The organism is Flavobacterium sp. H4147 (assembly GCF_029360735.1).
GTDB classification, from domain to species: Bacteria; Bacteroidota; Bacteroidia; order Flavobacteriales; family Flavobacteriaceae; genus Flavobacterium; species Flavobacterium endoglycinae.
In genome coordinates this window covers 657,424-680,714 of record NZ_JARKNB010000002.1, presented here as the reverse complement: position 1 = coordinate 680,714, position 23,291 = coordinate 657,424, and the positions used below count along the sequence as shown (strand labels likewise).

Annotated in this window: 24 protein-coding genes; 14 read left to right on the top strand and 10 right to left on the bottom strand. The window is 33.5% G+C overall.

Annotated elements, in window-relative coordinates:
• Positions 1-7 precede the first annotated feature (7 nt).
• The 3 genes from P2W75_RS10720 to P2W75_RS10710 all read right to left on the bottom strand — a co-directional run bounded on the left by P2W75_RS10720 (position 8) and on the right by P2W75_RS10710 (position 2,620).
• Positions 8-661, bottom strand: a complete 654-nt coding sequence (locus P2W75_RS10720) for a YggS family pyridoxal phosphate-dependent enzyme (protein ID WP_207296683.1) — start codon at positions 659-661, stop codon at positions 8-10.
• A 12-nt stretch (positions 662-673) separates the two neighbouring features.
• Positions 674-1,567: a 3-hydroxyacyl-CoA dehydrogenase family protein gene (locus P2W75_RS10715; protein ID WP_207296682.1), complete on the bottom strand. Its 894-nt coding sequence runs from the start codon at positions 1,565-1,567 to the stop codon at positions 674-676.
• Between the two features lie 87 nt (positions 1,568-1,654).
• Positions 1,655-2,620: a Gfo/Idh/MocA family protein gene (locus P2W75_RS10710; RefSeq protein ID WP_207296681.1), complete on the bottom strand. Its 966-nt coding sequence runs from the start codon at positions 2,618-2,620 to the stop codon at positions 1,655-1,657.
• Positions 2,621-2,958: 338 nt separating this feature from the next.
• On the opposite strand from P2W75_RS10710, the gene P2W75_RS10705 reads away from it, so the two are divergent.
• On the top strand, positions 2,959-3,600 hold the full coding sequence (locus P2W75_RS10705; protein ID WP_207296680.1) for a protein-L-isoaspartate(D-aspartate) O-methyltransferase: 642 nt from the start codon (positions 2,959-2,961) through the stop codon (positions 3,598-3,600).
• A 28-nt stretch (positions 3,601-3,628) separates the two neighbouring features.
• Here P2W75_RS10705 and P2W75_RS10700 read toward each other — a convergent pair whose 3' ends face one another.
• The 3 genes from P2W75_RS10700 to smpB all read right to left on the bottom strand — a co-directional run bounded on the left by P2W75_RS10700 (position 3,629) and on the right by smpB (position 5,882).
• The gene (locus P2W75_RS10700; RefSeq protein ID WP_276380434.1) at positions 3,629-4,636 is read right to left on the bottom strand and encodes a helix-turn-helix domain-containing protein; all 1,008 of its coding nucleotides are present in this window, start codon (positions 4,634-4,636) and stop codon (positions 3,629-3,631) included.
• 76 nt (positions 4,637-4,712) lie between these two features.
• A complete protein-coding gene (locus P2W75_RS10695) occupies positions 4,713-5,351 on the bottom strand; it encodes a hypothetical protein (RefSeq protein ID WP_207296678.1) in 639 nt (212 codons plus the stop codon).
• A 75-nt stretch (positions 5,352-5,426) separates the two neighbouring features.
• Complete coding sequence (gene smpB / locus P2W75_RS10690) at positions 5,427-5,882, bottom strand: SsrA-binding protein SmpB (protein WP_207296677.1); 456 nt, start codon at positions 5,880-5,882, stop codon at positions 5,427-5,429.
• Between the two features lie 139 nt (positions 5,883-6,021).
• Here smpB and P2W75_RS10685 point away from each other — a divergent pair, with 139 nt between their 5' ends.
• Both P2W75_RS10685 and P2W75_RS10680 read left to right on the top strand, forming a co-directional pair.
• Positions 6,022-6,678 (top strand): hypothetical protein, encoded by a 657-nt coding sequence (locus P2W75_RS10685; protein WP_276380431.1) that lies wholly within the window; start codon positions 6,022-6,024, stop codon positions 6,676-6,678.
• Positions 6,679-6,783: 105 nt separating this feature from the next.
• Positions 6,784-7,014, top strand: coding sequence for a VF530 family DNA-binding protein (locus P2W75_RS10680; protein ID WP_207296675.1), 231 nt, complete (start codon positions 6,784-6,786; stop codon positions 7,012-7,014).
• Here the strand turns inward: P2W75_RS10680 and P2W75_RS10675 are convergent.
• From P2W75_RS10675 to P2W75_RS10665, 3 genes are all read right to left on the bottom strand, one after another.
• Complete coding sequence (locus tag P2W75_RS10675) at positions 7,011-7,568, bottom strand: DUF3575 domain-containing protein (RefSeq protein WP_276380430.1); 558 nt, start codon at positions 7,566-7,568, stop codon at positions 7,011-7,013. The two genes, P2W75_RS10680 and P2W75_RS10675, sit on opposite strands and share 4 nt — an antisense overlap.
• 119 nt (positions 7,569-7,687) lie before the next feature.
• Positions 7,688-8,236, bottom strand: coding sequence for a GNAT family N-acetyltransferase (locus P2W75_RS10670; RefSeq protein WP_276380428.1), 549 nt, complete (start codon positions 8,234-8,236; stop codon positions 7,688-7,690).
• Position 8,237: 1 nt separating this feature from the next.
• Positions 8,238-9,089, bottom strand: a complete 852-nt coding sequence (locus P2W75_RS10665; RefSeq protein ID WP_276380427.1) for an aldose 1-epimerase family protein — start codon at positions 9,087-9,089, stop codon at positions 8,238-8,240.
• A 186-nt stretch (positions 9,090-9,275) separates the two neighbouring features.
• Between P2W75_RS10665 and P2W75_RS10660 the strand changes: the two genes are divergently transcribed.
• Entirely contained in the window at positions 9,276-11,546 is a 2,271-nt protein-coding gene (locus P2W75_RS10660) for a M1 family metallopeptidase (protein ID WP_276380425.1), read from the top strand.
• A gap of 222 nt (positions 11,547-11,768) precedes the next feature.
• Here P2W75_RS10660 and P2W75_RS10655 read toward each other — a convergent pair whose 3' ends face one another.
• Positions 11,769-11,936 (bottom strand): hypothetical protein, encoded by a 168-nt coding sequence (locus P2W75_RS10655; protein WP_207296670.1) that lies wholly within the window; start codon positions 11,934-11,936, stop codon positions 11,769-11,771.
• A gap of 201 nt (positions 11,937-12,137) precedes the next feature.
• Between P2W75_RS10655 and P2W75_RS10650 the strand changes: the two genes are divergently transcribed.
• From P2W75_RS10650 to argH, 10 genes are all read left to right on the top strand, one after another.
• Positions 12,138-12,785, top strand: coding sequence for a GNAT family N-acetyltransferase (locus tag P2W75_RS10650; RefSeq protein WP_207296669.1), 648 nt, complete (start codon positions 12,138-12,140; stop codon positions 12,783-12,785).
• A gap of 54 nt (positions 12,786-12,839) precedes the next feature.
• A complete protein-coding gene (locus P2W75_RS10645) occupies positions 12,840-14,033 on the top strand; it encodes an argininosuccinate synthase (protein WP_276380423.1) in 1,194 nt (397 codons plus the stop codon).
• On the top strand, positions 14,026-15,003 hold the full coding sequence (gene argC, locus P2W75_RS10640) for an N-acetyl-gamma-glutamyl-phosphate reductase (RefSeq protein ID WP_207296667.1): 978 nt from the start codon (positions 14,026-14,028) through the stop codon (positions 15,001-15,003). Before P2W75_RS10645 ends, argC begins: the two co-directional genes overlap by 8 nt.
• A gap of 156 nt (positions 15,004-15,159) precedes the next feature.
• The gene (locus tag P2W75_RS10635; RefSeq protein ID WP_276380422.1) at positions 15,160-16,299 is read left to right on the top strand and encodes an aspartate aminotransferase family protein; all 1,140 of its coding nucleotides are present in this window, start codon (positions 15,160-15,162) and stop codon (positions 16,297-16,299) included.
• An 86-nt stretch (positions 16,300-16,385) separates the two neighbouring features.
• Positions 16,386-17,579, top strand: a complete 1,194-nt coding sequence (locus P2W75_RS10630) for a glutamate-5-semialdehyde dehydrogenase (RefSeq protein WP_276380421.1) — start codon at positions 16,386-16,388, stop codon at positions 17,577-17,579.
• Between the two features lie 208 nt (positions 17,580-17,787).
• The gene (gene proB, locus P2W75_RS10625; protein ID WP_276380420.1) at positions 17,788-18,549 is read left to right on the top strand and encodes a glutamate 5-kinase; all 762 of its coding nucleotides are present in this window, start codon (positions 17,788-17,790) and stop codon (positions 18,547-18,549) included.
• A 140-nt stretch (positions 18,550-18,689) separates the two neighbouring features.
• Positions 18,690-19,643, top strand: a complete 954-nt coding sequence (locus tag P2W75_RS10620) for an N-acetylornithine carbamoyltransferase (RefSeq protein WP_276380419.1) — start codon at positions 18,690-18,692, stop codon at positions 19,641-19,643.
• A gap of 96 nt (positions 19,644-19,739) precedes the next feature.
• On the top strand, positions 19,740-20,516 hold the full coding sequence (gene argB / locus P2W75_RS10615; protein ID WP_276380417.1) for an acetylglutamate kinase: 777 nt from the start codon (positions 19,740-19,742) through the stop codon (positions 20,514-20,516).
• A 245-nt stretch (positions 20,517-20,761) separates the two neighbouring features.
• Positions 20,762-21,832 (top strand): M20 family metallo-hydrolase, encoded by a 1,071-nt coding sequence (locus tag P2W75_RS10610; RefSeq protein ID WP_276380415.1) that lies wholly within the window; start codon positions 20,762-20,764, stop codon positions 21,830-21,832.
• 163 nt (positions 21,833-21,995) lie between these two features.
• Positions 21,996-23,276 (top strand): argininosuccinate lyase, encoded by a 1,281-nt coding sequence (gene argH / locus P2W75_RS10605; RefSeq protein ID WP_144213830.1) that lies wholly within the window; start codon positions 21,996-21,998, stop codon positions 23,274-23,276.
• Positions 23,277-23,291: the final 15 nt, after the last annotated feature.

Genomic DNA, 23,291 nt, shown 5'->3' with positions numbered 1-23,291 from the left:
TTGAATTTTAGCGCCCGCCAAAAATGCTGCTTCCAATTCTCACCATTGTGCTTCCGCATTCTATGGCTAATTGATAATCTCCAGACATTCCCATTGAAATTGTTTTTAAATCAACAATCTGTAGTTTTTGGATAGAGTCAAAAATAGATTTTAAATGTGTGAATTCTTTTTTTATTTGGTTTTGATCTTCGGTAAAAGTAGCCATTCCCATTAAACCTAAGATACGAATATTTTTTAATTCTTTAAATTCCAGAGAAGTTAAAAGTTCATTCAGTTCTTTTTCGTCCAAACCAAATTTGCTTTCTTCTTCAGCGATGTAAATTTGAAGAAGACAATCTATAACTCTCTTGTTTTTTAAAGCTTGCTTGTTGATTTCCTGTAATAATTTCAAACTATCAACACCATGAATCAAACTGACATACGGTGCCATAAATTTTACTTTATTCGACTGAACATGTCCAATCATATGCCATTGAATGTCTTTTGGCATTTGTTCCCATTTTTCAGTCATTTCCTGAATTTTGTTTTCTCCAAATATTCGCTGACCCGCTTCGTAAGCCTGCATCAAGTCGGAAACAGGTTTTGTTTTTGAAACGGCCACAAGAGTTACGTGTTCAGGTAAAGTTGCTTGAATTGTATTTAAATTCGATTGAATCGACATGATATTTCTCTTTTATGAAAGAATAAACTGCTTCGAAATTTTCTCTGCTTTTTTACTTTCGCTATAATCATAAAAACCTTCTCCTGATTTAACGCCTAATTTTCCAGCTCTAACCATATTCACTAAAAGTGGGCAAGGAGCATATTTTGGGTTTTTAAATCCGTCGTACATTACGTTTAAAATAGCTAGACAAACGTCAAGACCGATAAAATCAGCTAATTGAAGTGGTCCCATTGGGTGTCCCATTCCTAGTTTCATAACCGTATCGATTTCGTAAACGCCTGCAACTTTATTATATAACGTTTCGATTGCCTCATTTAGCATAGGCATTAAAATTCTGTTTGCTACAAATCCAGGATAATCGTTTACTTCAACTGGAACTTTACCTAATTTTTCAGATAAGTTCATGATGATTTTAGTTACTTCGTCGCTTGTATTGTACCCACGAATGATTTCAACTAATTTCATAATTGGCACCGGATTCATAAAGTGCATTCCGATAACACGTTCAGGATGTGCTACAACAGCTCCAATTTGTGTAATCGAAATAGAAGAAGTGTTAGTTGCTAAAATGGTATTGTGCGAGCAGTATTCGTTTAATTGTTTAAAGATATTTAGTTTTAGCTCTACATTTTCAGTTGCTGCTTCAACAACTAAATCAACTCCAACAACACCATCTTTTATATCGGTATACGTAATAATATTGGTAATTGTTTTGGTAACATCTTCTTGAGTAATGGTACCTTTAGATAACATTCTATCTAAATTGGCAGCAATAGTTGCCATTCCTTTATCTAATGATTTTTCAGAAACGTCGATTAATTTTACAGTAAATCCGCTTTGTGCAAAAGTATGCGCAATTCCGTTACCCATAGTTCCTGCTCCAATTACAGCTATTGTTTTCATATTTGATAGATATTTTTTTTATGATTTAGCCACGAATTCACTAATTAATTCGTGAATTCGTGGCTAATTTATTTTTTTGAAAATTACTTATTTATTAAAACAATCAATAATTTGATAGGCCACTCGCAATGCGTCAGTTGCCTGTTCAAGCGTTACAACAGGAGTTGTGTTATTATTAATTGCGTCGGCAAATGAATTTAACTCGTCCAAAATTGCATTATTTTGCTCTACATCTGGATTAGTAAAATAGATTTGTTTTTTTACACCTTCGGCATTTTGAAGAATCATATCAAAATCTCCAGGTACTTCTGGTGCATCTTTCATACGTACGACTTCACATTTCTTTTCTAAAAAGTCAACAGAAATGTAAGCGTCTTTTTGAAAGAAACGTGACTTACGCATGTTTTTTAATGAAATTCTGCTTGCAGTTAAATTGGCTACGCATCCGTTTTCGAATTCTATTCTAGCGTTGGCAATATCGGGAGTATCGCTAATTACTGATACACCACTTGCGTGAATGTCTTTTACTTTTGAATTTACAACACTTAAAATGGCATCAATATCATGAATCATCAAATCTAAAACCACAGGAACGTCTGTACCACGCGGATTAAATTCGGCTAAACGATGTGTTTCTATAAACATCGGATTTTCGATCATGTTTTTTGTAGCAATAAAAGCAGGATTAAAGCGCTCTACGTGACCTACTTGTCCTTTTACATTGTATTCTTTGGCCAAAGCAATGATTTCTTCAGCTTCTTCTACAGTGTTGGCAATTGGTTTTTCAATAAAGATATGTTTTCCAGATTTGATTGCCACTTTTGCACATTTATAATGTGAAAGTGTTGGAGTAACAATGTCAATCACGTCAACAGCGTGAATGAGTTTTGCAATTGTGCTGAAGTTTTTATAGCCAAACTCTTTTGATATTCTTTCGGCATTTTCTTGATTTTCGTCGTAAAATCCAACTAGTTCGTATTTGTCAGATTGTTGTAATAAGCGTAAATGTATTTTACCAAGATGACCAGCACCTAAAACTCCTACTTTTAACATGAGAATGTATTTTAAACAAAAATATAATTTATTTGTTTAACGTGAAAATGAATTTAGGTAATTGTGAATTGTGATTTGTGAAATGTTAGTTGTTAGTTGTGTGTTATTGGTCGTTATTTGTTTGTCGTTGGTCGTAAATTTTATCTTCATCTTAAGACTTGTCAGGCTGAGCGAAGTCGAAGGGCGTATAGTTAAAACACAAAGGGCTTTGACTTCGCTCAGCCTGACAATTTATGGCTTTTGACTTTTGACTTCGGACTTTACACTTTATTATTTAAAAATCAATATTTGAAATCCTGTTTTGTTTCTTATTTTTGCGAAAATAAAACCTACTTATTTTGAAAGATACTGCCAAACATCAAGGACTTCGTAATCAATTAGTAACCACTTTAGAGCAGAAAGGAATTACTGATAGAGCGGTTTTGGATGCGATAAAAAAAATCCCGAGACACCTTTTTTTGAATTCAAGTTTTGAAGATTTCGCTTATCAGGACAAAGCATTTCCTATTGGCGCAGGGCAGACGATTTCACAACCCTATACGGTTGCCTTTCAATCACAATTGCTTGAGGTTAAAAAAGATCATAAAGTTTTGGAGATTGGAACGGGTTCTGGCTATCAAACGGCTGTTTTGTTTGCTTTAGGTGCTAAAGTATATACAGTTGAAAGACAAAATGAATTATTTAAAACAACGTCAAATCTTTTTCCAAAATTAAACATTCGTCCAAAGCACGTTACTTTTGGCGATGGATATAAAGGACTTCCAAATTTTGCTCCTTTTGATAGCATTATAGTTACAGCAGGGGCGCCTTTCATTCCGCAGCCTTTAATGGCGCAATTGAAAATAGGAGGAAGGTTGGTTATTCCGTTAGGAGAAGATGTTCAGATTATGACTTTATTAATCAGAAAGAATGAAACTCAATTTGAAAAACATGAGTTTGGAGAATTTAGATTTGTTCCTTTATTAGAAGATAAAAATTAAATAAAAAAGCCCGTTCATAAGGGCTTTTTTATTTTGCATTCAATTGTATTGCATTTATAAGGTTTTCTTTTTCGATTTTAAGAATATAATTTATGAAAACAGATTTGTCATTTTTGATTAAATATTCATCTAAAGCAGAAAAATATTCATTGGGTCTATTTTTATCATTTTGAGCCACAGAATAAATATAATTATTTTGAAGTAAAATCCAGTTCATTATTATGTTTGCAATTTGAAGATTTCCTTTTTCGAAAGGATTAATGTCTAGGATTTTTAAATATATTTCAGACGCCAGAATTATTGGGTTAAGATTGTTTTTATGCGTTTCATACCAATTAAAAAGTAAATTCATTTCTCGTGAAACCAGCGGATCATTTTTGTATTTTCCTGCATTTTCGAATTTAATCCCTTTGAAAATTAAATTATGAATCGAAAGAAACTCTTTTTCACTTAAACCAGTTTTCTTTTGACTTAAATCTTTTATATAAGTCGTTATTTCTTGAAAATTAATTGCTTCGAGATGTTCTTGCATGCTTTTTCCAGAAATGGTAGTTCCTTCATTAATGACTGATTTAGTTTCTTCTAATGTTAGAGCGTTTCCATTTGAATGAATGCTTTTAAAGATAAATTCCAATTCTAAGGTTTTGGAGATTTGACGTAATTCAAAATGATTAAAAGATTGAAACTGATTTTTTAATGTTTCTATTTCATCTAAAATAATTTGATTAGAAGATAGTATTGCAGAATCAATTTCTTTTTTGTTTTTCTGAATTTCTTGTTCCGCAAGAAGCAGAGCCTTCAAAGCAAACTCATCATCACCAATTTCATAAAGAATCTTTTCTTTAAGCCAGGCTACCATCAAAGTTTCATAATCAATTTCTAAAAGCTGAGAAAGTTTCGTAACCTGATCTTTAGTTGGTTTTCTAGTTCCAGATTCAAATTTACTAATCAACGCCTGATCGATTCCTGCAAGCTGTGCTAACTCACGAGTTTTTAAACCTTTTTGTTCTCTGGCATTTTTTAAAAGTGTTTTCATTATGAAAAATTAAGTCTTGACAAAATTAGTCATTTTGAAAATAAGGAAAAGTCAGCATTGCTGCTTTACGATATTTTTATTTTGGAGGAAGTGAACCGTCTTTTCTCATTTCTTTAACAACGGCTTGCATTATGGCATCAACAGTTTGGCCTATATCTGTTACATAATCGGATTTTGTAGTTCCTGTCCAGATTAATTTGTTTTCTTTCAATGAAAAAACATTGGTTTCAACCATATAATACGTGGTTTCCTGATAGTATCCCGGATCGTAGAAATTAGGAGCATACATTCCGTACCAATTTCCAAAACCATATCCATACACACCTGTATCTAATCCGTCGAAGCCTCCGTAATACATTCCTGTGTAAGTACCAGGAACGTATGTGGTTTCTTTTTCGGTGCTTACTAAACGCATAGTAACGACTCCATCAAAATTTTCATCCTGCAGGATTTTTAATTTCTGCTCTTTTGTAAGCTGTTTAGCTTCGTTTAGATACTGATAAGAAGTTTTAAATACAGGATTACTGGCTGCAATTCTGTTTTCGGCAATTCTACGTGAAGCTTCGTCTTTAACCAGCACTACCACTAAAACTTTTTTGAAGTGTTCTTGAGCTACGGTTAATTTTGGATCTCGCCAGCTGTTAACTATAGCAGTATTACTGCCACAATTTGAAAATGACAGAATTACAAGTAAGGAAATTAAGTACTTTTTCATATTTACAGTTATTATTTGTAGTAAAAATAACTATAAAATATTGATTAATAGAGATTTGGAAAGATTTAAATAAACTTAATTATATGCTTTTTTAATTCGGTCCAAATCACGTTTCGTGTCTTGTTCTTTCAAAGATTCACGTTTATCGTAGTTTTTCTTTCCTTTACAAAGACCAATCTGAAGTTTGGCAAGACCTTTTTCGTTAGTAAATAACTTTAAAGGAATAATCGTAAGACCTTTTGCCTGAACACTTCTGGCAAGAGTTTTTAATTCTCTTTTGTTTAAAAGCAATTTACGTTCGCTTCGTGAACTGTGATTGAATTGATTTCCAAAAGAATATTCTTCTATGTAAGTGTTAATAGCAAAAAGTTCATTGTTACTAAACTCGCAGAAACTTTCGGTAATATTAGCTTTTCCTAAACGGATAGATTTAATTTCGGTTCCTGCCAAAACAATACCGGCAGTATAAGTGTCGATAATCTCGTAATCAAAACGAGCTCTCTTATTAAGTATATTGACTGATTTTAACATGTTACAAAAGTAAGGAAAATTGCAAAACTTTAACGTGCTTAAATATAATTAAAGATTTTTTTTAATCTATGATTTTAATCATCCTCGCCGGAAAAGCTTCCTCATAAGTTTGTCGTATAATTTCAAAAACAAATTTATAATGAAAAAAATTGTAACATTAGTCAGCATGGTATTAATGGGTTTAACCGCTAAAGCCCAAGATTCAACACAAGGACTAAAAGGAGCTTGGTTCGCCACTTCTCAATTCGGTTATCAGCAGACTAAAAGCGGAGAGATTAAAGGAACAAGCATATCGGTATTGCCAATAGTTGGTACGTTTGTTACGCCATCTGTTGCCGTTGGAGCCGGAATTGGTTATATTAATATTAAATCAGATGGGTATTCAACAGGAAGTCCAGATATTAAAACACTAGCAAAAACAGATTTATTTGTTTTTCAACCTTTAGTTAGGAAATATTGGAATGTGGCTGGTTCATTGTATTTCTTCGGACAGGCAGCAATACCAGTTATAACTGGAAAAGAAAAGGAAAGTAACTTAAAAGTGAACCAAGTTGGTTTATCTGTTTCTGGTGGTCTTGATTATTTTGTTACAAAGAATTTCTCTGTCGAGTTTTCTTATGATTTAGCAAACTTCACATCTACAACTTTAAAGCCAGAGAATGGTGAGAAAACAACTGTTACAAATTTTGGATTAGCGCACGTTGCTAATGTGGATTCTTATTATAATACAGCATTAGGTGGAAGCAATCCAAACTTAACTTCTCCAATTTCAGTTGGATTTAAGTTTATATTCTAATTCATTTTTTATTTGATTACAGTAAAATTCTATTTTAGTAATTTTGCGAAAAAGAAGACCGTATTGAAAAATACGGTCTTTTACTATTATTTAAAAAATAAAAATATGCAAAATCAATCGAAAGATCCCTTACATGGAATTACACTTCAGAAAATTGTAGAAACTCTCGTTGAATATTATGGGTTTGATACTTTGGGAGAATTAATTCCAATAAAATGTTTTAATTCAAATCCGAGTGTGAAATCAAGTTTAACCTTTCTAAGAAAAACAGACTGGGCGCGCAAAAAAGTTGAAAATCTGTACATTAAAACACTTCCTAAACTGAATACTAATTAATTCAATTTATAAGAAAGCATTACCCCGCCACGATACGGAAGCCATTCACCGCTTTTGTTCCAGTTTGGTGCTGTTTCATATCTTCCTGGTGTTCCATCATTATATTTGCCATGATAAAAGCCTTGGTGCCAGCCACCGCCAACAAATATATCAAGTAAAAATTTATCGTTTATTTTTAAATTATAACCCACAGTGGCACCAATTCTGTATCCAAAACCGTCTTCGTATTTGTTGGTGTCCCAATAGTTCCATTTTTGAATTTCATATTTATCAGCGCCAATGTGTGCTCCAGCATAAAATCCATTATATTTTTCCTTAAAATGGTAACGGATTTCAGGAGTCACAGTGATGAATTTCATTGGATTATTTCCATTAAAGCTTTCCCAAAATGAAGCCATTACATCTGCACTAAAAGTTGTTTTTTCACCAATACTCGTTTCTATTCCAATATTAGGAATTAAAATTGCAGCAGTAGCGCCATTAAATTTTACGAAAGTCTGGCTTTGTAATTGAATCGATATAAAAAGAACAATTAAGGCGGATAGTTTTTTCATGGTATTTTTATGCTGAGGATAATTTATTTCGGTTGCAAATATAACGCAACGAAGCCTTTTACTATTGTTTAATACTTCTTTTAACAGGAAAAAAAATATTTTTAAGTAAAATAATTAATCTAACTATTTAATAGCGAGTAAACTACTTTGTCAAGAAATTTTCCTTCCCAAAACTCAGATTCTTTAAAATGCGCTTCTTTCACAAATCCACATTTTTGTAAAACCTTTTCTGAGGCCTGATTTTCAGGATCGATTACAGCTTCAATAGAATGCAATTTTAAATCTTTAAAACCATATTGTATTAATAAGCGAACAGCTTCAGGAATAATACCTTTTCCATGAAAATCAGGATTAAGCATATATCCAATTTCGGCACGGTAATTCTCTGGCTGCATTCTGTAAAAACCAATAATGCCCAAAAGTTTCGAATCGCCTTTTAGTGTAATTCCCCAGTTGATACCAATGTTTGAATTTATTTTTTCTTCAATCATTTCAATATGCGCTAAGGCATCATCGTTGTTTTTGACTAATGGTCTTGGAATGTATTTCATGGTTTCAGGATTCGAACGTAATTCGAAAACTTCATTTACATCATCATTCGTAATTCTTCTTAAAAGCAATCTTTCTGATTCGATGACAGGAAATGGGTGAAAGTTGAATTCTAGCATTTTATAAAATTTTGATACTGAATTGTGAGTGAAATGTTTGATCTGCTTCTAGAGTAAGAATACCTTCTTTTTGAAATAAATCTCCCGAATTATCAGCAGTGTCAGAATATCCAAACCAAGGTTCTATACAAATAAAAGGAGCCTGATCTTTTGTCCAGATTCCTAAACTCGGAAAATCTTCAAAATCAACCTGAACATACGGTTTTGAATTTTCAAGAATTGTCAATGAATTCGATTCTAATGTTTTAAAAACAAGAGCATCATTTTCGAAAAGTTTATAATGTAAGGGAACTACATTTTCGGTTGTTTTCAGCGTTTCGGTCTTATTCGAAATCAAATCATTTTCCAGTAAATTATATTTTAAAGATTCCTCTTTTTCGAATTTAAAAGAATAGCTTTCAAAACTTTCCGGAAGTGCTATTGCCGGATGCGCACCAATTGAAAAAGGCATTTTACTATCACCTTTATTAATTACTACGTATTCTATTTTTAATGAAGTATTTTCTAAAGTATAAATAAGCTGCAATTCAAATTTGAATGGATATTTTTTTAATGTTTCTTCATTTGATTGTAAAGAAAAAACAGCGCTGTTTTCTGTTTTTTCAACCAATTGAAATTCCATATCCCTTGCAAAACCATGTCTTGACAGCTCATATTCATTGCCATTAGCGGTGTAGGTATTGTTTTTTAAAGTACCCACAATAGGAAAAAGAATAGGAGAGTGTTTGCCCCAAAAATCGGGATTTCCTTCCCAAATATATTCCTTGTTTTGATTGTCTTTTAAAGAAAATAATTCAGCTCCTGCCGATTTGATTGAAGCTTTAAGTGTTGAATTTGATATTGTTGTGTTCAAAATAATAGAATTGAAGAGAATTGTTTTTTAAGTGATGTAAAGATATTTTAATAATTTTTAATTTTTTAAGAAAAACGCTTAATTTATTTTATTGGTAAAATTTTGCTAAAATTAAATTTAAGCTTAGATATTTCTCTGCTGATAGCTTTTTTTTTCATTAATTTGCTACATAAATAGCTAAAAAATATGAAAAAGCATTCTGTAAAAGCCATTTTAACCGCGGCTTTATTTTTTGGGATTTTATCTGTTTCGGCGCAGCAAACTCCGTCGGCTACAGCATCAAATCCAGTTAATAATTACAATTACCATGATGCATTTGGTCCGCATTTTTACACTAAAAACGGAACTTCTACGCGCACAGCAAGCGGTCAGCCAGGAGTAGAATACTGGCAGAACAGAGCTGATTATCAGATTACGGCAAAATTAAATGCTGTAACAAATGAAATTGTGGGGACAGACGAAATTACCTATACCAATAACAGTCCAGATAAATTAGGTTTTCTTTGGCTGAATTTAGATCAAAACCTGTTTAAAGACGATTCAAGAGGAAATGCGGTTGTGCCTTTGACAGGAAGCCGTAATGGAGCGCAAGGACAAGTTTTTGATGGTGGAAACAAAATTAAGTCTGTAAAAGTTATTTCTGGTGCAAAAAACAAAACAGAAGTTGAAGCAAAATATATTATTACAGATACTAGAATGCAGATTTTCCTTCCACAGGAATTAGCGGCAAAAGGAGGTTCTGTAAAAGTTAAAATCGAATTCTCTTTCATAGCGCCGTTTGAAGGATCAGACAGAATGGGAGTTTTGGAAACTAAAAATGGAAAAATCTTCACAATTGCACAATGGTACCCGCGCATGTGTGTGTATGATGATGTAAGAGGCTGGAATACTCCACCGTATTTAGGAGCTTCTGAGTTTTATTTAGAATATGGTGATTTTGATGTAAAATTAACCGTTCCTGCTAATCAATTTGTAGTAGCTTCAGGTGAATTGGTAAATGGTCAGGAAGTGCTTTCTGCAGATCATTTCAAAAAATATAAAGAGGCTTCTAATAGTGATCAAACGGTAACAATTCGCTCTGAACAAGAAGTTGCTTCAACCGCTAACGCAAATTCAGGGACAGAGAAAACATGGCATTATAAAATTAAAAACGCACGTGATTTTTCTTGGGCATCATCAGCTGCTTTTATCTTAGATGGAGCCAAAATTAACCTTCCAAGCGGTAAAAAAGCATTAGCCTTGTCAGCTTATCCAGTTGAAAGTGCTGGACGCGGCGCTTATGGGCGTTCTACTGAATACGTAAAAGCTTCAATCGAGCATTATTCTAAACAATGGTTCGAATATCCTTATCCTGTAGCAACAAACGTAGCAGGAAATGAAGGCGGAATGGAATATCCTGGAATTGTTTTCTGCGGATGGAAATCTAAAGGACAAGACCTTTGGGGAGTTACAGATCATGAATTTGGACATATCTGGTTCCCAATGATTGTGGGTTCAAACGAAAGATTATTTGGCTGGATGGATGAAGGATTTAATACTTTCATCAACTCATTAAGTACTGCGGCATTTAATAATGGTGAATATAGAGAAGAACCAACAAATTTACATGAGCAGGCAGAACCATTTACAAGACCTGATTTAGAAACCATTATGAGTTCTCCTGATAATATGAAGGAAGCTAATATTGGTATGTTATGTTACTTTAAACCAAGTGCAGGTTTAATCATTTTAAGAGAACAAATTTTAGGAAAAGAGCGTTTTGATAATGCTTTTAGAACTTATATTCAGCGTTGGGCATACAAACATCCACAACCAGATGACTTTTTCAGAAGTATGGAAAACGTTGCTGGAGAAGATTTAAGCTGGTTCTGGAGAAGTTGGTTTGTAAACAACTGGCGTTTTGACCAAGGAATCAATTCTATTAAATATGTGAAAAATGACCCAGCAAAAGGAGTTATTATTACTGTTGAAAATTTTGATAAAATGCCTATGCCGATTGTTTTGGATGTAAAAACAAAAAGCGGAAAAGTTACAAGAGTTAATCTTCCTGTAGAAATCTGGCAGCGCAATACAGAATGGTCTTTCAAGCATAATTCAACGGAAGAAATTGAAAGTATTACATTAGATCCAGATCATGCTTTCCCAGATAATAACGAATCAAATAATGTTTGGACAGCTGGAAAAGGTAAAATTGAAAAAGACGTTATTTTAGATGGTTATGTGGGAACATTTGTAACCAACAGAGCACCATTAACCATTGAAGTTACAGAGAAAAACAGTACTTTAAGTGTTGAAATTACTGATTTTCCTAAGTTTGCTGTAAAAGCAGTTCCAAATGAAAAAGATACTTTTGAATCTAAAGGAGCTGGTTTAAAATTCAAATACAATGAAGCTAAAACTGGTTTCGATATGATTATTTTAGGAAATGGACAAACAATTCCATTCACTAAGAAATAAGAATTAAAATACAATATTGAAAATCCCAAATTCCAACTTTTGTTGGGTTTGGGATTTTTTTGTTTATATTTTAAGTTTCAGGTTTCAGGTTTCAGGTTTCAAGTTTAATGTTTTAGATTTTTAGGTTTGCATTTTTTAGTCATACACAAACCTTAGAACCTTAGATACTTAGAATCTTAGCCTCTTCAAAAACAAACATTCCATTAAAAAAATGTTAGAATTTTATTTTTTTGTTTTGTAAATTAAAAAAAGGTGTACTTTTGCACCGATGAATAAAATAAGTTTACATATAACTTCTTTGTCACGGACAAACTCACCGATTACTTCTCCCGAAGTACGGACACTATCTCTATAGTATCCACTGAGTTTTATAACCGTATATTTATTCATATCCATTTTTCATTTTGAAATCACATAATTTGTCCATTGGACAAACATATCCTAAAAGTATTTATTATTTTGTAATTTTTCTTTATCAATTATTTGATTTTAAGAATGTTACTTCTTTTGTGTTACATTTTATTGGATTCAATTCTGGATTTCAAACTAAACAACATTCTTTAATTTTTAACTCTAACTTCAATAATTGAAATGAAGATATCTATTGTTGTTACCCAGGAAGAACACTTCAAATTCGCACAAGAAATCTGCGATACGATAGAATCATCTGCCTTACTAAGAGGTACGGGGATTGCTAAAAGAACTCCTGAGTACATTCAGAAAAAAATGTCGAATGGTGATGCGATGATTGCTCTGGCCGATGGAAAATTTGCAGGTTTTTGTTATATCGAAAGCTGGGAACACGGAAAATTCGTGGCACATTCTGGTTTAATTGTACACCCAGATTATAGAAGTCTAGGTTTGGCAAAAAAGATAAAATCGAAAGTTTTTGAATACTCGTTGAAGAGATATCCAGATGCTAAAATATTCGGAATTACAACTGGTTTAGCGGTTATGAAAATCAACTCTGAATTAGGCTATAAACCAGTTCCTTTCTCAGAATTGACAACCGATCCAAGTTTTTGGGCTGGCTGTAAAACGTGTACCAATTTCCCAATTTTACAAAGCAAAGAAAATAAAATGTGCCTTTGTACAGGGATGTTATACGATCCAAAAGAAAAACAAAAAAATCCGCCGAGACATCCTTTTAACGAGGCTGTTTTAAGCAGATTGAAGAAAATCAAACAAGCTTTATTCTTAAACAAAATATTGTCATTTGTTTTTTTATTCAAAATTTAATCAAAAGAAATCTCAAACTGCTACATACGAAAGTATTAGCCTAAATTATAAAAAATGAAAAAAGTAGTATTAGCTTATAGCGGAGGATTAGATACCTCGTATTGTTTGAAATATTTAAAAAATGAAAAAGGATACGAAGTTCACACTGTTCTTGTTGACACAGGAGGATTTTCTGCTGAAGAATTAACAGCTATTGAAAAAAGAGCTTACGAGTTAGGAAGTGCACAGCACGCAAACTTGACAATCGTAGATAAATATTATGATAAAGCTATAAAATATTTGATTTTCGGAAACGTATTAAAAAACAATACGTACCCATTATCAGTAAGTGCAGAGCGTGTTTTCCAAGCTATTGAAGCCATAAAATATGCTAAAAAAGTAGGAGCAAGCGCAATCGCACACGGAAGCACAGGTGCAGGAAACGACCAAATTCGTTTTGATTTGATTTTCCAAACTATTGCTCCAGAAATCGAAATCATTACACCAATTAGAGATTTAAAACTTTCTAGACAAGAAGAAGTTGATTATTTATCTCAAAACGGAGTTCATTATTCTTGGGAAAAAGCACAATATTCTATCAATAAAGGACTTTGGGGAACAAGTGTTGGAGGAAAAGAAACTTTAACTTCAGGACAACCATTGCCAAGTGAAGCTTATCCTTCGCAATTGCAAAAAGAAGGTGAAGAGAAAGTAACGCTTCATTTCGAACAGGGAGAATTAGTTGGTTTAAACGGAAAAACAGATAAACCTTCAAATAATATTGTAGCGCTTGAAAAATTAGCAAATGCGTACGCAATTGGAAGAGATATTCACGTTGGAGATACGATTATCGGAATTAAAGGAAGAGTTGGTTTTGAAGCTGCTGCACCATTAATCATCATCAAAGCACACCATTTATTAGAGAAACATACTTTAGGAAAATGGCAGCAATATTGGAAAGAACAGTTAGGAAACTGGTACGGAATGTTATTTCATGAAGGTCAGTTTTTAGATCCTGTAATGAGAAACATTGAGACTTTCTTGCAAGACACTCAAAAAACAGTAAATGGAACGGTTACAGTTTCATTAAAACCATATCATTTTTCGCTTGACGGAATCGAATCTGAAAATGATTTGATGAATACAGGTTTCGGTCAGTATGGCGAAATGAACAATGCTTGGACATCTGAAGATGCAAAAGGATTTATTAAGATTTTAGGAAATGCTCAAAATATTTTCTCATCTGTAAACAAATTAGACCATGATTAATGTCGGAATTATTGGTGGTTCGGGCTACACAGCCGGAGAACTCATCAGAATTTTAATGTATCATCCAAAAGTAAACATCGATTTTGTTTACAGTACAACAAACGCCGGAAAACCACTGTCTGTAGCACACCACGATTTGATGGGCGATATTGAAATGAATTTCACAGCCGAAATCAATCCAAATGTGAATGTTGTTTTCTTGTGTTTAGGTCACGGAAAATCGATTTCATTTTTGAAAGAAAATCAGTTTGCAAGTCATACTAAAATTATTGATTTAGGAAATGATTTCAGATTGAACAAAGATGCGCATTTCGAAGGAAAAGATTTCATTTACGGATTGCCAGAAATCAACAAAGCAGAAATTAAAAAAGCAAATTATATTGCCAATCCAGGTTGTTTTGCAACAGCTATTCAGTTGGCTTTGTTGCCTTTAGCAGAACACAATTTGTTGAATAACGATGTTCATATTAATGCAACAACAGGAAGCACAGGAGCAGGCGTAGGTCTTTCCGAAACTTCTCATTTTAGTTGGAGAAATAACAATTTTTCGCATTATAAAGCTTTTGAACACCAGCATTTAGGCGAAATTTCAGAAAGTTTGGTTCAGTTGCAGGATGATTTTGACAGCGAATTGCTTTTTATTCCGAATAGAGGAGATTTTCCAAGAGGAATTTTTGCAACGCTTTACACATTATGCGATGATAGTTTGGAGCAATTAGTTGAAAAATACGAAGAATTCTATAAAAATGAGCCTTTCGTAACCGTTACAACAACCAACATCAACATGAAACAGGTTGTGCAAACGAACAAATGTATTATTAGTTTATTGAAAAAAGGAAACCGGGTTCTCATAACATCAATTATAGATAACTTAACCAAAGGTGCTTCAGGACAAGCAATCCAAAACATGAATTTAATGTTCGGATTGGAAGAAACCACAGGTTTACATTTGAAACCAAGCGGATTTTAGTGGAAGTATGAAGTTAAAAGTTAGATGTTAAACGTCTAGATCTACACTTCATAAAACTTTTACAAATAATTTTAAGTTAAAGTTTTTAGTTGACATTTATCGCATTGTATTTGAACTTCTAACTTTTAACAAATAACATTTAACTTTTTTCAAAAAATGAACTTATTCAACGTTTACCCATTATACGACATCACTCCAGTAAAAGCAATTGATTGTACCATTATAGACGATAAAGGAGTAGAATATTTAGATTTATACAGCGGACATGGTGTAATTTCTATCGGACACACGCAGCCAGATTATGTAGCAAAACTTAAAAATCAATTAGATCATTTAGGTTTTTATTCAAATGCAATTCAGAACCCTTTGCAGGTTGAATTAGCGCAGAAATTAGGAAAGCTTTCAGGATTAGAAGATTATGAGTTATTTTTATGCAGTTCTGGTGCCGAGGCGAATGAAAATGCTTTAAAATTAGCTTCTTTCCATAATGGAAAATCAAGAGTTGTGGCTTTTCATAATTCTTTCCACGGAAGAACTTCTGCAGCAGTTGCGGTTACAGATAATAAAAAGATTGTTGCACCAATAAATGCACAGCAAGAAGTAACGTTTTTACCTTTAAACCAAATTGAATTGGTTGAAGCGGAATTAGCAAAAGGAGATGTTACTGCCGTAATTATTGAAGGAATTCAAGGAGTTGGAGGTTTAGACCAAGGAACAACAGAATTTTTTCAAGCTTTAGAACAAGCATGTAAAAAACACGATGTGGTTTTAATCTTAGATGAAGTACAATCAGGATATGGAAGAAGCGGGAAATTTTTCGCTTTCCAACACCACGGAATCAACGCTGATATTATTTCAGTTGCAAAAGGAATGGGTAACGGTTTTCCAGTTGGAGCGATTTTGATTTCTCCAAAATTCGAAGCAAGTTTCGGATTATTAGGAACTACTTTCGGCGGAAGCCACTTGTCTTGTGCAGCAGGAATTGCAGTTTTGGATGTAATTGAAAAGCTTGATTTACAAAAGAATGTAAATGAAGTTTACGAATATTTCTTAGAAAAAATCAAAGAAGTTGAAGGGATCAAACAAGTGAAAGGAAAAGGCTTGATGCTTGGAGTGGAGTTTGATTTTGACGTAGCTGCTTTGAGAAAGAAATTAATTATCGAAAAACACATTTTTACAGGAAGCGCAAATAATAAAAATCTATTGAGAATTTTACCGCCTCTTACAGTGAAAAAAGCGGATATCGATACGTTTGTAAAAGCGTTGAAAGAAAGTTTGGAAGAACTTAAAAACTAAGTTTGACTTGCACCGTTAAATTCGTTTAATCTATTAACCAGTTAAACGATTAAACGAATTGACGATTAACCAATTAAACCAAAAAAATGAAACCATTATCAATTGAAATACGCAATGCGGTTTTGCGGACTATGGCAAAGCTCGTCGAACAGGAGCGGAATCAGATCATTTTGACCAATCAAGAAGATCTCAGCGATTACGGCGGTTCAGATTTAGCGATGGAAGAACGCCTGAAAGTAGATGATAAAAAAGTTGATGAAATGATTTTATCGCTTAATCAGTTAGCTTCACAGGAAGATCCCATCGGCATTGAGCGTTTTCATTTTACTCATGATAATGGAATCAAAGTAGTGAATAAAACCGCAGCTTTCGGAACCATTTTGATTATTTACGAATCTCGCCCTGACGTTACAATTGAAGCCGGTGGAATCGCTTTTAAATCTGGAAATAAGATTTTATTAAAAGGAGGAAAAGAATCTCTAAAATCAAATTTAAAGATCGTGAGTCTTTGGCATAAAGCTTTAGAGGAAAATGGAGTTTCTAAAGATTGGGTAGAATATCTGAATTATAACAGAACTGAAACTCAGGCATTTTTAGAAAAACCAACTCAAAAAGTAGATTTAATTGTTCCGAGAGGAGGAGAAAAATTAATTGAGTTTGTAAAAGCTCATGCAACTTGTCCGGTAATTGTAAGCGGACGAGGAAATAATTTTGTTTACGTTCACGAAGATGCTGATACAGATTTGGCTTTAAAAGTAATTTTAAATGCTAAAACGGCTAAAATCTCAGCTTGTAATGCTTTAGATAAAGTTTTGATAAGTACTAAACTTCCCAATTTTGAAGGTTTTACAGCAATGTTAATCGAAACTTTAATCGAGTCAAAAGTTGAGGTTATTGTGGATAAATCATTAGAGAATTTCGAGAATACGAAAACCATTCAAAACGAAGATATTTGGTACGAAGAGTTTTTAGATTATAAAATCGTAATCGGAACTATTGATTCTCAAGATCATGCTATTGATATGATTAATAAATACTGCGGCGGACATTCTGCAGCAATTATTACAAGAGATAATGAAGTTGCTCAGCAGTTTATGGAATCAATAGATGCCGCAGCAGTTTACCAAAATGCATCAACCCGATTCACAGACGGCGGACAATTTGGCCTTGGTGGAGAATTGGCAATCAGTACAGATAAACTCCATCAAAGAGGACCAATTGGTTTACAGCATCTGGTAACCAATAAATGGTACGTGTATGGAGAGGGACAGATTAGATAATGTGTCAATTAGATAATTTTAGATTGCAGATTTCAGATTTTAGATTGTGAATTAGTGATTTTTGAATTTGATATTGTCATTGATATTCAATTGGAATTTGGGATTTAATTTTTGGAATTTAATTATAGACAAAGCTTTGCGAACTTAGCGTTTATATAGACAAACAAAATCAAAAAACCTTGCACCCTTTGCGGTTAAAAAACAAAACATGGGTAAAAAGAGAATTTTATTAAAAATAGGAAGTAATACTTTAACCAAAGAAACCAATCATATTTCGCGGGGAAAGATTGAAGATCTTGGAGTGCAGATTGCGGCTTTAAACGACGAATATGAATTTATCATCGTAAGTTCAGGAGCAATTGCAGCGGCAAAGCAATTTGTAAAGCTGGATAATCAAGATAAAGATGTTTTTGTAAAACAGGCTTTAGCTTCAATCGGACAGCCTCATTTAATGCGGATTTACAATGAGAATTTTAAGGATTTAGGATTAAATACCTCACAGTGTTTGCTTTCTTATTCTGATTTTGAAAAAGAACAGACCAAAAAAAACATTGTAAACACGATTAATGTTTTGGTTAAAAACAATTACATTCCGATTATCAATGAAAATGATACCGTGGCGACAGATGAGATTCGGTTTGGAGATAACGACAAATTAGCGGCTTTAACAGCGGTGCTGCTAAATGTTGACATTCTGATAATTGCAACCAATACAAACGGAATTTATACCAAAGAATCTATTCATAACGAAGTTCCGGAAACCATAAAATTGGTAAATGATTTAAAATCGCTCGAAAAAGAAATCGGAGATTCAAAATCATCGCACGGAACAGGAGGAATGCAATCTAAAATCGAAGCAGCAGGAATTGCAAAAGCAGCGAAAATAGAAACCTGGATTGTGAACGGATTAAATGACAATTTTATTCTGAATGCATTAAAAGACGAAATTCCATTTACTAAAATTTTATAGCCACCAATTCACGAATTGTTCTTTTTATTATCTAAACGAAATATTAATTCGAATTCATTCGAAAAAAAATAATCGCAAAGATTGAAAAAAATAATTCGTGAATTCGTGGCGGAAAAAACAACTAAAAAAGCAAAAAACAAATGAACTATATCTCAATAAAAGAAATCAACTCATTATCAAAATGGGTAAAACAAGCGATCAAAATCAAAAAGAATCCGCTTAAAAATCAAGATTTAGGAAAAAATAAAACTTTAGGAATGCTATTCTTCAATCCGAGTTTAAGAACGCGTTTGAGTACTCAAAAAGCGGCTATGAACTTAGGAATGAACGTTATGGTAATGAATTTTACTAACGAAGGCTGGACATTAGAATTTGAAGACGGAGCGGTAATGAATTCTGGCGCTTCAGAACATATTAAAGAAGCGGCAGAAGTCGTTTCTCAATATTGTGATATTATCGCAATCCGTGCTTTTGCAGGATTAGTGGATAAAGAAAAAGACTATGCTGAGACAGTAATTTCAGGATTTTTGAAATATGCTACAGTGCCAATTGTAAACATGGAAAGCGCTATACGTCACCCATTACAATCGCTGGCAGATGCAATTACAATGGAAGAGTTCAAACCTAGACATAAAAACAAACAAAAAGTAGTGCTTTCGTGGGCGCCGCATCCAAAAGCTTTGCCGCAGGCAGTTGCCAATTCATTTGTAGAAATGATGCAGATGCAAAAAGATATGGATTTTGTGATCACACATCCTGAAGGATATGAATTAAGTCCGGAAATTACAAAAGACTGTAAAATCGAATACGATCAAGATAAAGCTTTCGAAAACGCTGATTTCGTTTACGTTAAAAACTGGAGTAATTTCAACGATTACGGAAAAGTAACCAACAGCGATCCAAATTGGACAATTACAGCCGAAAAAATGGCTTTAACCAACAACGGAAAATTCATGCACTGTCTTCCAGTTCGTCGTAACGTAATTGTTACTGATGAAGTTTTAGATGGAGAAAATTCAATCGTAATCGAACAAGCAAATAATAGAACATATTCTGCACAATTAGTGTTGCAGAAGATTCTTAAAAAAATATAATTTTATAGGTGCAAAGGTTCAAAGTTGCAAAGGTTCAGAGGTTTTCATGCTGAACTTAAACTTTGTCCCTTTGTTCCTCTGAAATCTTTGAACCTCATGAAGCAAGTTACTGTAATAAAAATTGGTGGAAACATCATTGACAATCCAACAGAATTAGAACAATTTTTAACTGATTTTTCTAAAATTGAAGGACATAAAGTTTTAGTTCACGGCGGTGGAAAATCGGCTACGAAGATGGCGCAGAGTATTGGATTGGTTCCGCAGATGATTGACGGACGCCGAATTACAGATGCTCCAATGCTGGATGTTGTGGTAATGATTTATGCAGGTCAGATCAACAAGCATATTGTGGCGCAATTGCAGTCAAAAGATAATAATGCAGTTGGTTTTTCTGGAGCTGATGGGAATTTAATTCAATCAACAAAAAGAAATCACCCAACAATTGATTACGGATTTGTAGGTGATGTAAAACAAGTCAACACCAAATTAATGGCTACTTTATTACAAGCTGGAATTGTACCCGTTTTCTGTGCGATTACACACGATAAAAACGGACAATTATTAAACACAAACGCAGATACGATTGCAAGCGAATTGTCAATTGCATTATCTGAAGTTTTTGATGTAACGCTAACATATTGTTTTGAAAAACAAGGTGTTTTGATGGATTCAGAAGATGATTCTTCTGTGATTACAGAAATCAACGAAGTATTGTACAATAAGCTAAAAGAAGAAAAAATAATCCATTCTGGAATGATTCCGAAATTGGATAACTGTTTCAATAGCTTATCTCGAGGTGTTCAGAAAATCAAAATTGGGCACCATAGAATGCTTCAAAATTCAGATGTTCTACATACGACGATTACACTATAAAAAATGTTGCCAAAATTGACATTAATTTCTGCTGTTAAAAGAGAAAATAATTTTAGTAACGCATTAAAAAGTTATTTTGATTTTAAATCTGAGACAAAAAAACAATTTGCGAAAAGTCGTGTAATTAGTGGCAAAAAAATAGAGCGCACAAGGTATTTTAAATAAATTTGCGCAAGTAAAAATGGTCATAGGAAAGCTCAAAAACTTTGTTGCTTTGTCCCTTTGAGCCTTTGAACCTTATTAAAATGAAAAATATAGATACGCTTACCCAAGAAGCAATTAGTTTATTAAAGAGCCTTATTGAAAACCCTTCATTTTCAAGCGAAGAAGATCAAACAGCCCTTTTAATAGAAAATTGGTTCAATCAGAATGAAATTCCATTCAAGAGAGAAAACAACAATGTGTGGGCTTTCAATAAATATTTCGACGAAAACAAACCAACACTTTTATTAAACTCACATCACGATACCGTAAGACCAAATCAAGCTTACACCAACGATCCGTTTAAGGCAATTGAAAAAGACGGGAAATTATTCGGTTTAGGAAGTAATGATGCAGGAGGGTGTCTAGTGTCTCTATTGGCTACATTTGTACATTTTTACGAAAACCAAAACTTATCACATAATATTGTTATAGTTGCTTCGGCAGAAGAAGAAAGCAGCGGAAAAAATGGTTTAAACAGCGTTTTAAAACACTTGCCAGAATTGGATTGCGCAATTGTGGGTGAACCCACCTTAATGCAATTAGCAGTTGCAGAAAAAGGTCTTTTGGTTTTAGATGTAAAAGTAAAAGGAACTGCAAGCCATGCGGCGCATCAAAACGATGATAATGCTTTATATAAATCAATTCCGGTAATGGAATGGTTTAAAAACTATAAATTCGATAAAATTTCAGATGTTTTAGGTCCTGTAAAAATGACCGTAACGCAAATAAATGCAGGAAAACAACATAATGTAGTTCCGTCAGAATGTGATTTGGTTGTCGATATTCGTGTAACAGATCGCTACACAAATGCTGAAATTCTAGAAGTCGTAAAAGCAAATGTAAATGCCGAAGTTACGCCAAGATCAATGCACTTAAATGCTTCGTCTATTCCAGTTGAACACGGTTTAGTTCAAGCAGGAATTGCTTTAGGAAGAACGACTTACGGATCTCCAACGCTTTCAGATCAATCGGTTTTAAGCTGTCAGTCTTTAAAATTAGGACCAGGAGAAACATTACGTTCACATTCAGCAGACGAATTTATTTTTGTAAACGAAATTGTAGAAGGAGTCGATTTGTATATTAAAATACTAACCGGTTTCTTCAAATTATAAGAAAAGAAAACTGCCACGAATTCACGAATTGTTTTTTCAAATCTTTGCGATTATTTTTTTCGAATTAATTCGATTAATATTTCGTCTAGATAGTAACAAAATAATTCGTGAATTGCTTCGCCAGTTCGCTGTCGCTCGTGTCGTGGCAAAAAAAAATAGAACTATGAAACTTTGGGAAAAAGGAATACCAACAGATAAACAAATCGAGCAATTCACCGTTGGAAACGATCGTGAATTGGATTTGGTTTTAGCAAAATACGATGCTTTAGGTTCAATCGCTCACGCTAAAATGCTTGGGCAAATTGGTTTATTGACTGAGGAAGAAACAACTTCTTTGGTTGATGCTTTAAACGAAATCATTGCAGATATTGTAGTAGGTAATTTCGAAATCGAAGACAGTTTTGAAGACGTTCACTCTAAAATCGAATATTTGCTAACGGTAAAATTGGGAGATGCCGGAAAGAAAATCCACACGGCGCGTTCTCGTAATGATCAGGTTTTAGTAGATGTTCATTTGTATTTAAAAGACGAATTAAAAGCAATAAAAGAACAAGTAAAAACACTTTTTGATTTGTTGATGGAATCAGCAGAGAAACATCAAAATGTATTATTACCAGGTTATACACATTTGCAAATTGCGATGCCATCTTCATTCGGAATGTGGTTTTCGGCTTATGCAGAAAGTCTGATTGATGATATTACAATGCTGAACGCTGCTTCAAAAATTGTAGATCAGAATCCGTTAGGGTCTGCTGCGGGTTACGGAAGTTCATTTCCAATCAACAGAACTTTTACCACTCAGGAATTAGGTTTTGAAACTCTAAAATACAATGCCGTTGCAGCACAAATGAGCCGTGGAAAAGCAGAAAAAACAGTTGCCTTTGCGATGACAAGTGTTGCGGGAACATTATCAAAATTTGCAATGGATGTTTGTTTGTATATGAGTCAGAACTTTGATTTTATTGGCCTTCCAGCACATCTTACAACAGGATCGAGTATTATGCCTCATAAGAAAAACCCTGATGTTTTCGAATTAATCAGAGGAAAATGCAATAAGATTCAGGCGCTTCCATACGAAATCACTTTAATTACCAATAACCTGCCAAGCGGTTATCATAGAGATTTACAGCTTTTAAAAGAAGGTTTGTTTCCAGCGATTCAAAACTTGAAAGCTTGTCTGGATATTGCGATTTTCTCAATAAAAGACATCACCGTAAAAGATCATATTTTAGAAGATAAAAAATACGATTATCTATTTACAGTTGATACATTGAACGAAATGGTAGTGGCTGGAATGCCATTTAGAGATGCGTACAAAGCCGTTGCTGAACAATTGGAAGCTGGAACGTATAAATCTCCAAAAGAAACCAAGCACACGCATGAAGGCAGTATTAATAATTTATGCCTTGATGCAATTAAAGATAAAATGAAAGCTGCTTTTTAAAGCTTTTACATTCAA

What these genes read in the sequence shown, in the direction of transcription:
- argC (WP_207296667.1), top strand. Translation starts at nt 14,026, where the DNA reads ATGATTAATGTCGGAATTATTGGTGGTTCGGGCTACACAGCCGGAGAA.
- P2W75_RS10680 (WP_207296675.1), top strand. Translation starts at nt 6,784, where the DNA reads ATGCAAAATCAATCGAAAGATCCCTTACATGGAATTACACTTCAGAAA.
- P2W75_RS10695 (WP_207296678.1), bottom strand. Translation starts at nt 5,351, where the DNA reads ATGAAAAAGTACTTAATTTCCTTACTTGTAATTCTGTCATTTTCAAAT.
- P2W75_RS10670 (WP_276380428.1), bottom strand. Translation starts at nt 8,236, where the DNA reads ATGCTAGAATTCAACTTTCACCCATTTCCTGTCATCGAATCAGAAAGA.
- P2W75_RS10720 (WP_207296683.1), bottom strand. Translation starts at nt 661, where the DNA reads ATGTCGATTCAATCGAATTTAAATACAATTCAAGCAACTTTACCTGAA.
- P2W75_RS10650 (WP_207296669.1), top strand. Translation starts at nt 12,138, where the DNA reads ATGAAGATATCTATTGTTGTTACCCAGGAAGAACACTTCAAATTCGCA.
- P2W75_RS10610 (WP_276380415.1), top strand. Translation starts at nt 20,762, where the DNA reads ATGAAAAATATAGATACGCTTACCCAAGAAGCAATTAGTTTATTAAAG.
- P2W75_RS10675 (WP_276380430.1), bottom strand. Translation starts at nt 7,568, where the DNA reads ATGAAAAAACTATCCGCCTTAATTGTTCTTTTTATATCGATTCAATTA.
- P2W75_RS10635 (WP_276380422.1), top strand. Translation starts at nt 15,160, where the DNA reads ATGAACTTATTCAACGTTTACCCATTATACGACATCACTCCAGTAAAA.
- P2W75_RS10620 (WP_276380419.1), top strand. Translation starts at nt 18,690, where the DNA reads ATGAACTATATCTCAATAAAAGAAATCAACTCATTATCAAAATGGGTA.
- P2W75_RS10710 (WP_207296681.1), bottom strand. Translation starts at nt 2,620, where the DNA reads ATGTTAAAAGTAGGAGTTTTAGGTGCTGGTCATCTTGGTAAAATACAT.
- proB (WP_276380420.1), top strand. Translation starts at nt 17,788, where the DNA reads ATGGGTAAAAAGAGAATTTTATTAAAAATAGGAAGTAATACTTTAACC.
- argH (WP_144213830.1), top strand. Translation starts at nt 21,996, where the DNA reads ATGAAACTTTGGGAAAAAGGAATACCAACAGATAAACAAATCGAGCAA.
- P2W75_RS10685 (WP_276380431.1), top strand. Translation starts at nt 6,022, where the DNA reads ATGAAAAAAATTGTAACATTAGTCAGCATGGTATTAATGGGTTTAACC.
- argB (WP_276380417.1), top strand. Translation starts at nt 19,740, where the DNA reads ATGAAGCAAGTTACTGTAATAAAAATTGGTGGAAACATCATTGACAAT.
- P2W75_RS10645 (WP_276380423.1), top strand. Translation starts at nt 12,840, where the DNA reads ATGAAAAAAGTAGTATTAGCTTATAGCGGAGGATTAGATACCTCGTAT.
- smpB (WP_207296677.1), bottom strand. Translation starts at nt 5,882, where the DNA reads ATGTTAAAATCAGTCAATATACTTAATAAGAGAGCTCGTTTTGATTAC.
- P2W75_RS10655 (WP_207296670.1), bottom strand. Translation starts at nt 11,936, where the DNA reads ATGAATAAATATACGGTTATAAAACTCAGTGGATACTATAGAGATAGT.
- P2W75_RS10630 (WP_276380421.1), top strand. Translation starts at nt 16,386, where the DNA reads ATGAAACCATTATCAATTGAAATACGCAATGCGGTTTTGCGGACTATG.
- P2W75_RS10715 (WP_207296682.1), bottom strand. Translation starts at nt 1,567, where the DNA reads ATGAAAACAATAGCTGTAATTGGAGCAGGAACTATGGGTAACGGAATT.
- P2W75_RS10660 (WP_276380425.1), top strand. Translation starts at nt 9,276, where the DNA reads ATGAAAAAGCATTCTGTAAAAGCCATTTTAACCGCGGCTTTATTTTTT.
- P2W75_RS10700 (WP_276380434.1), bottom strand. Translation starts at nt 4,636, where the DNA reads ATGAAAACACTTTTAAAAAATGCCAGAGAACAAAAAGGTTTAAAAACT.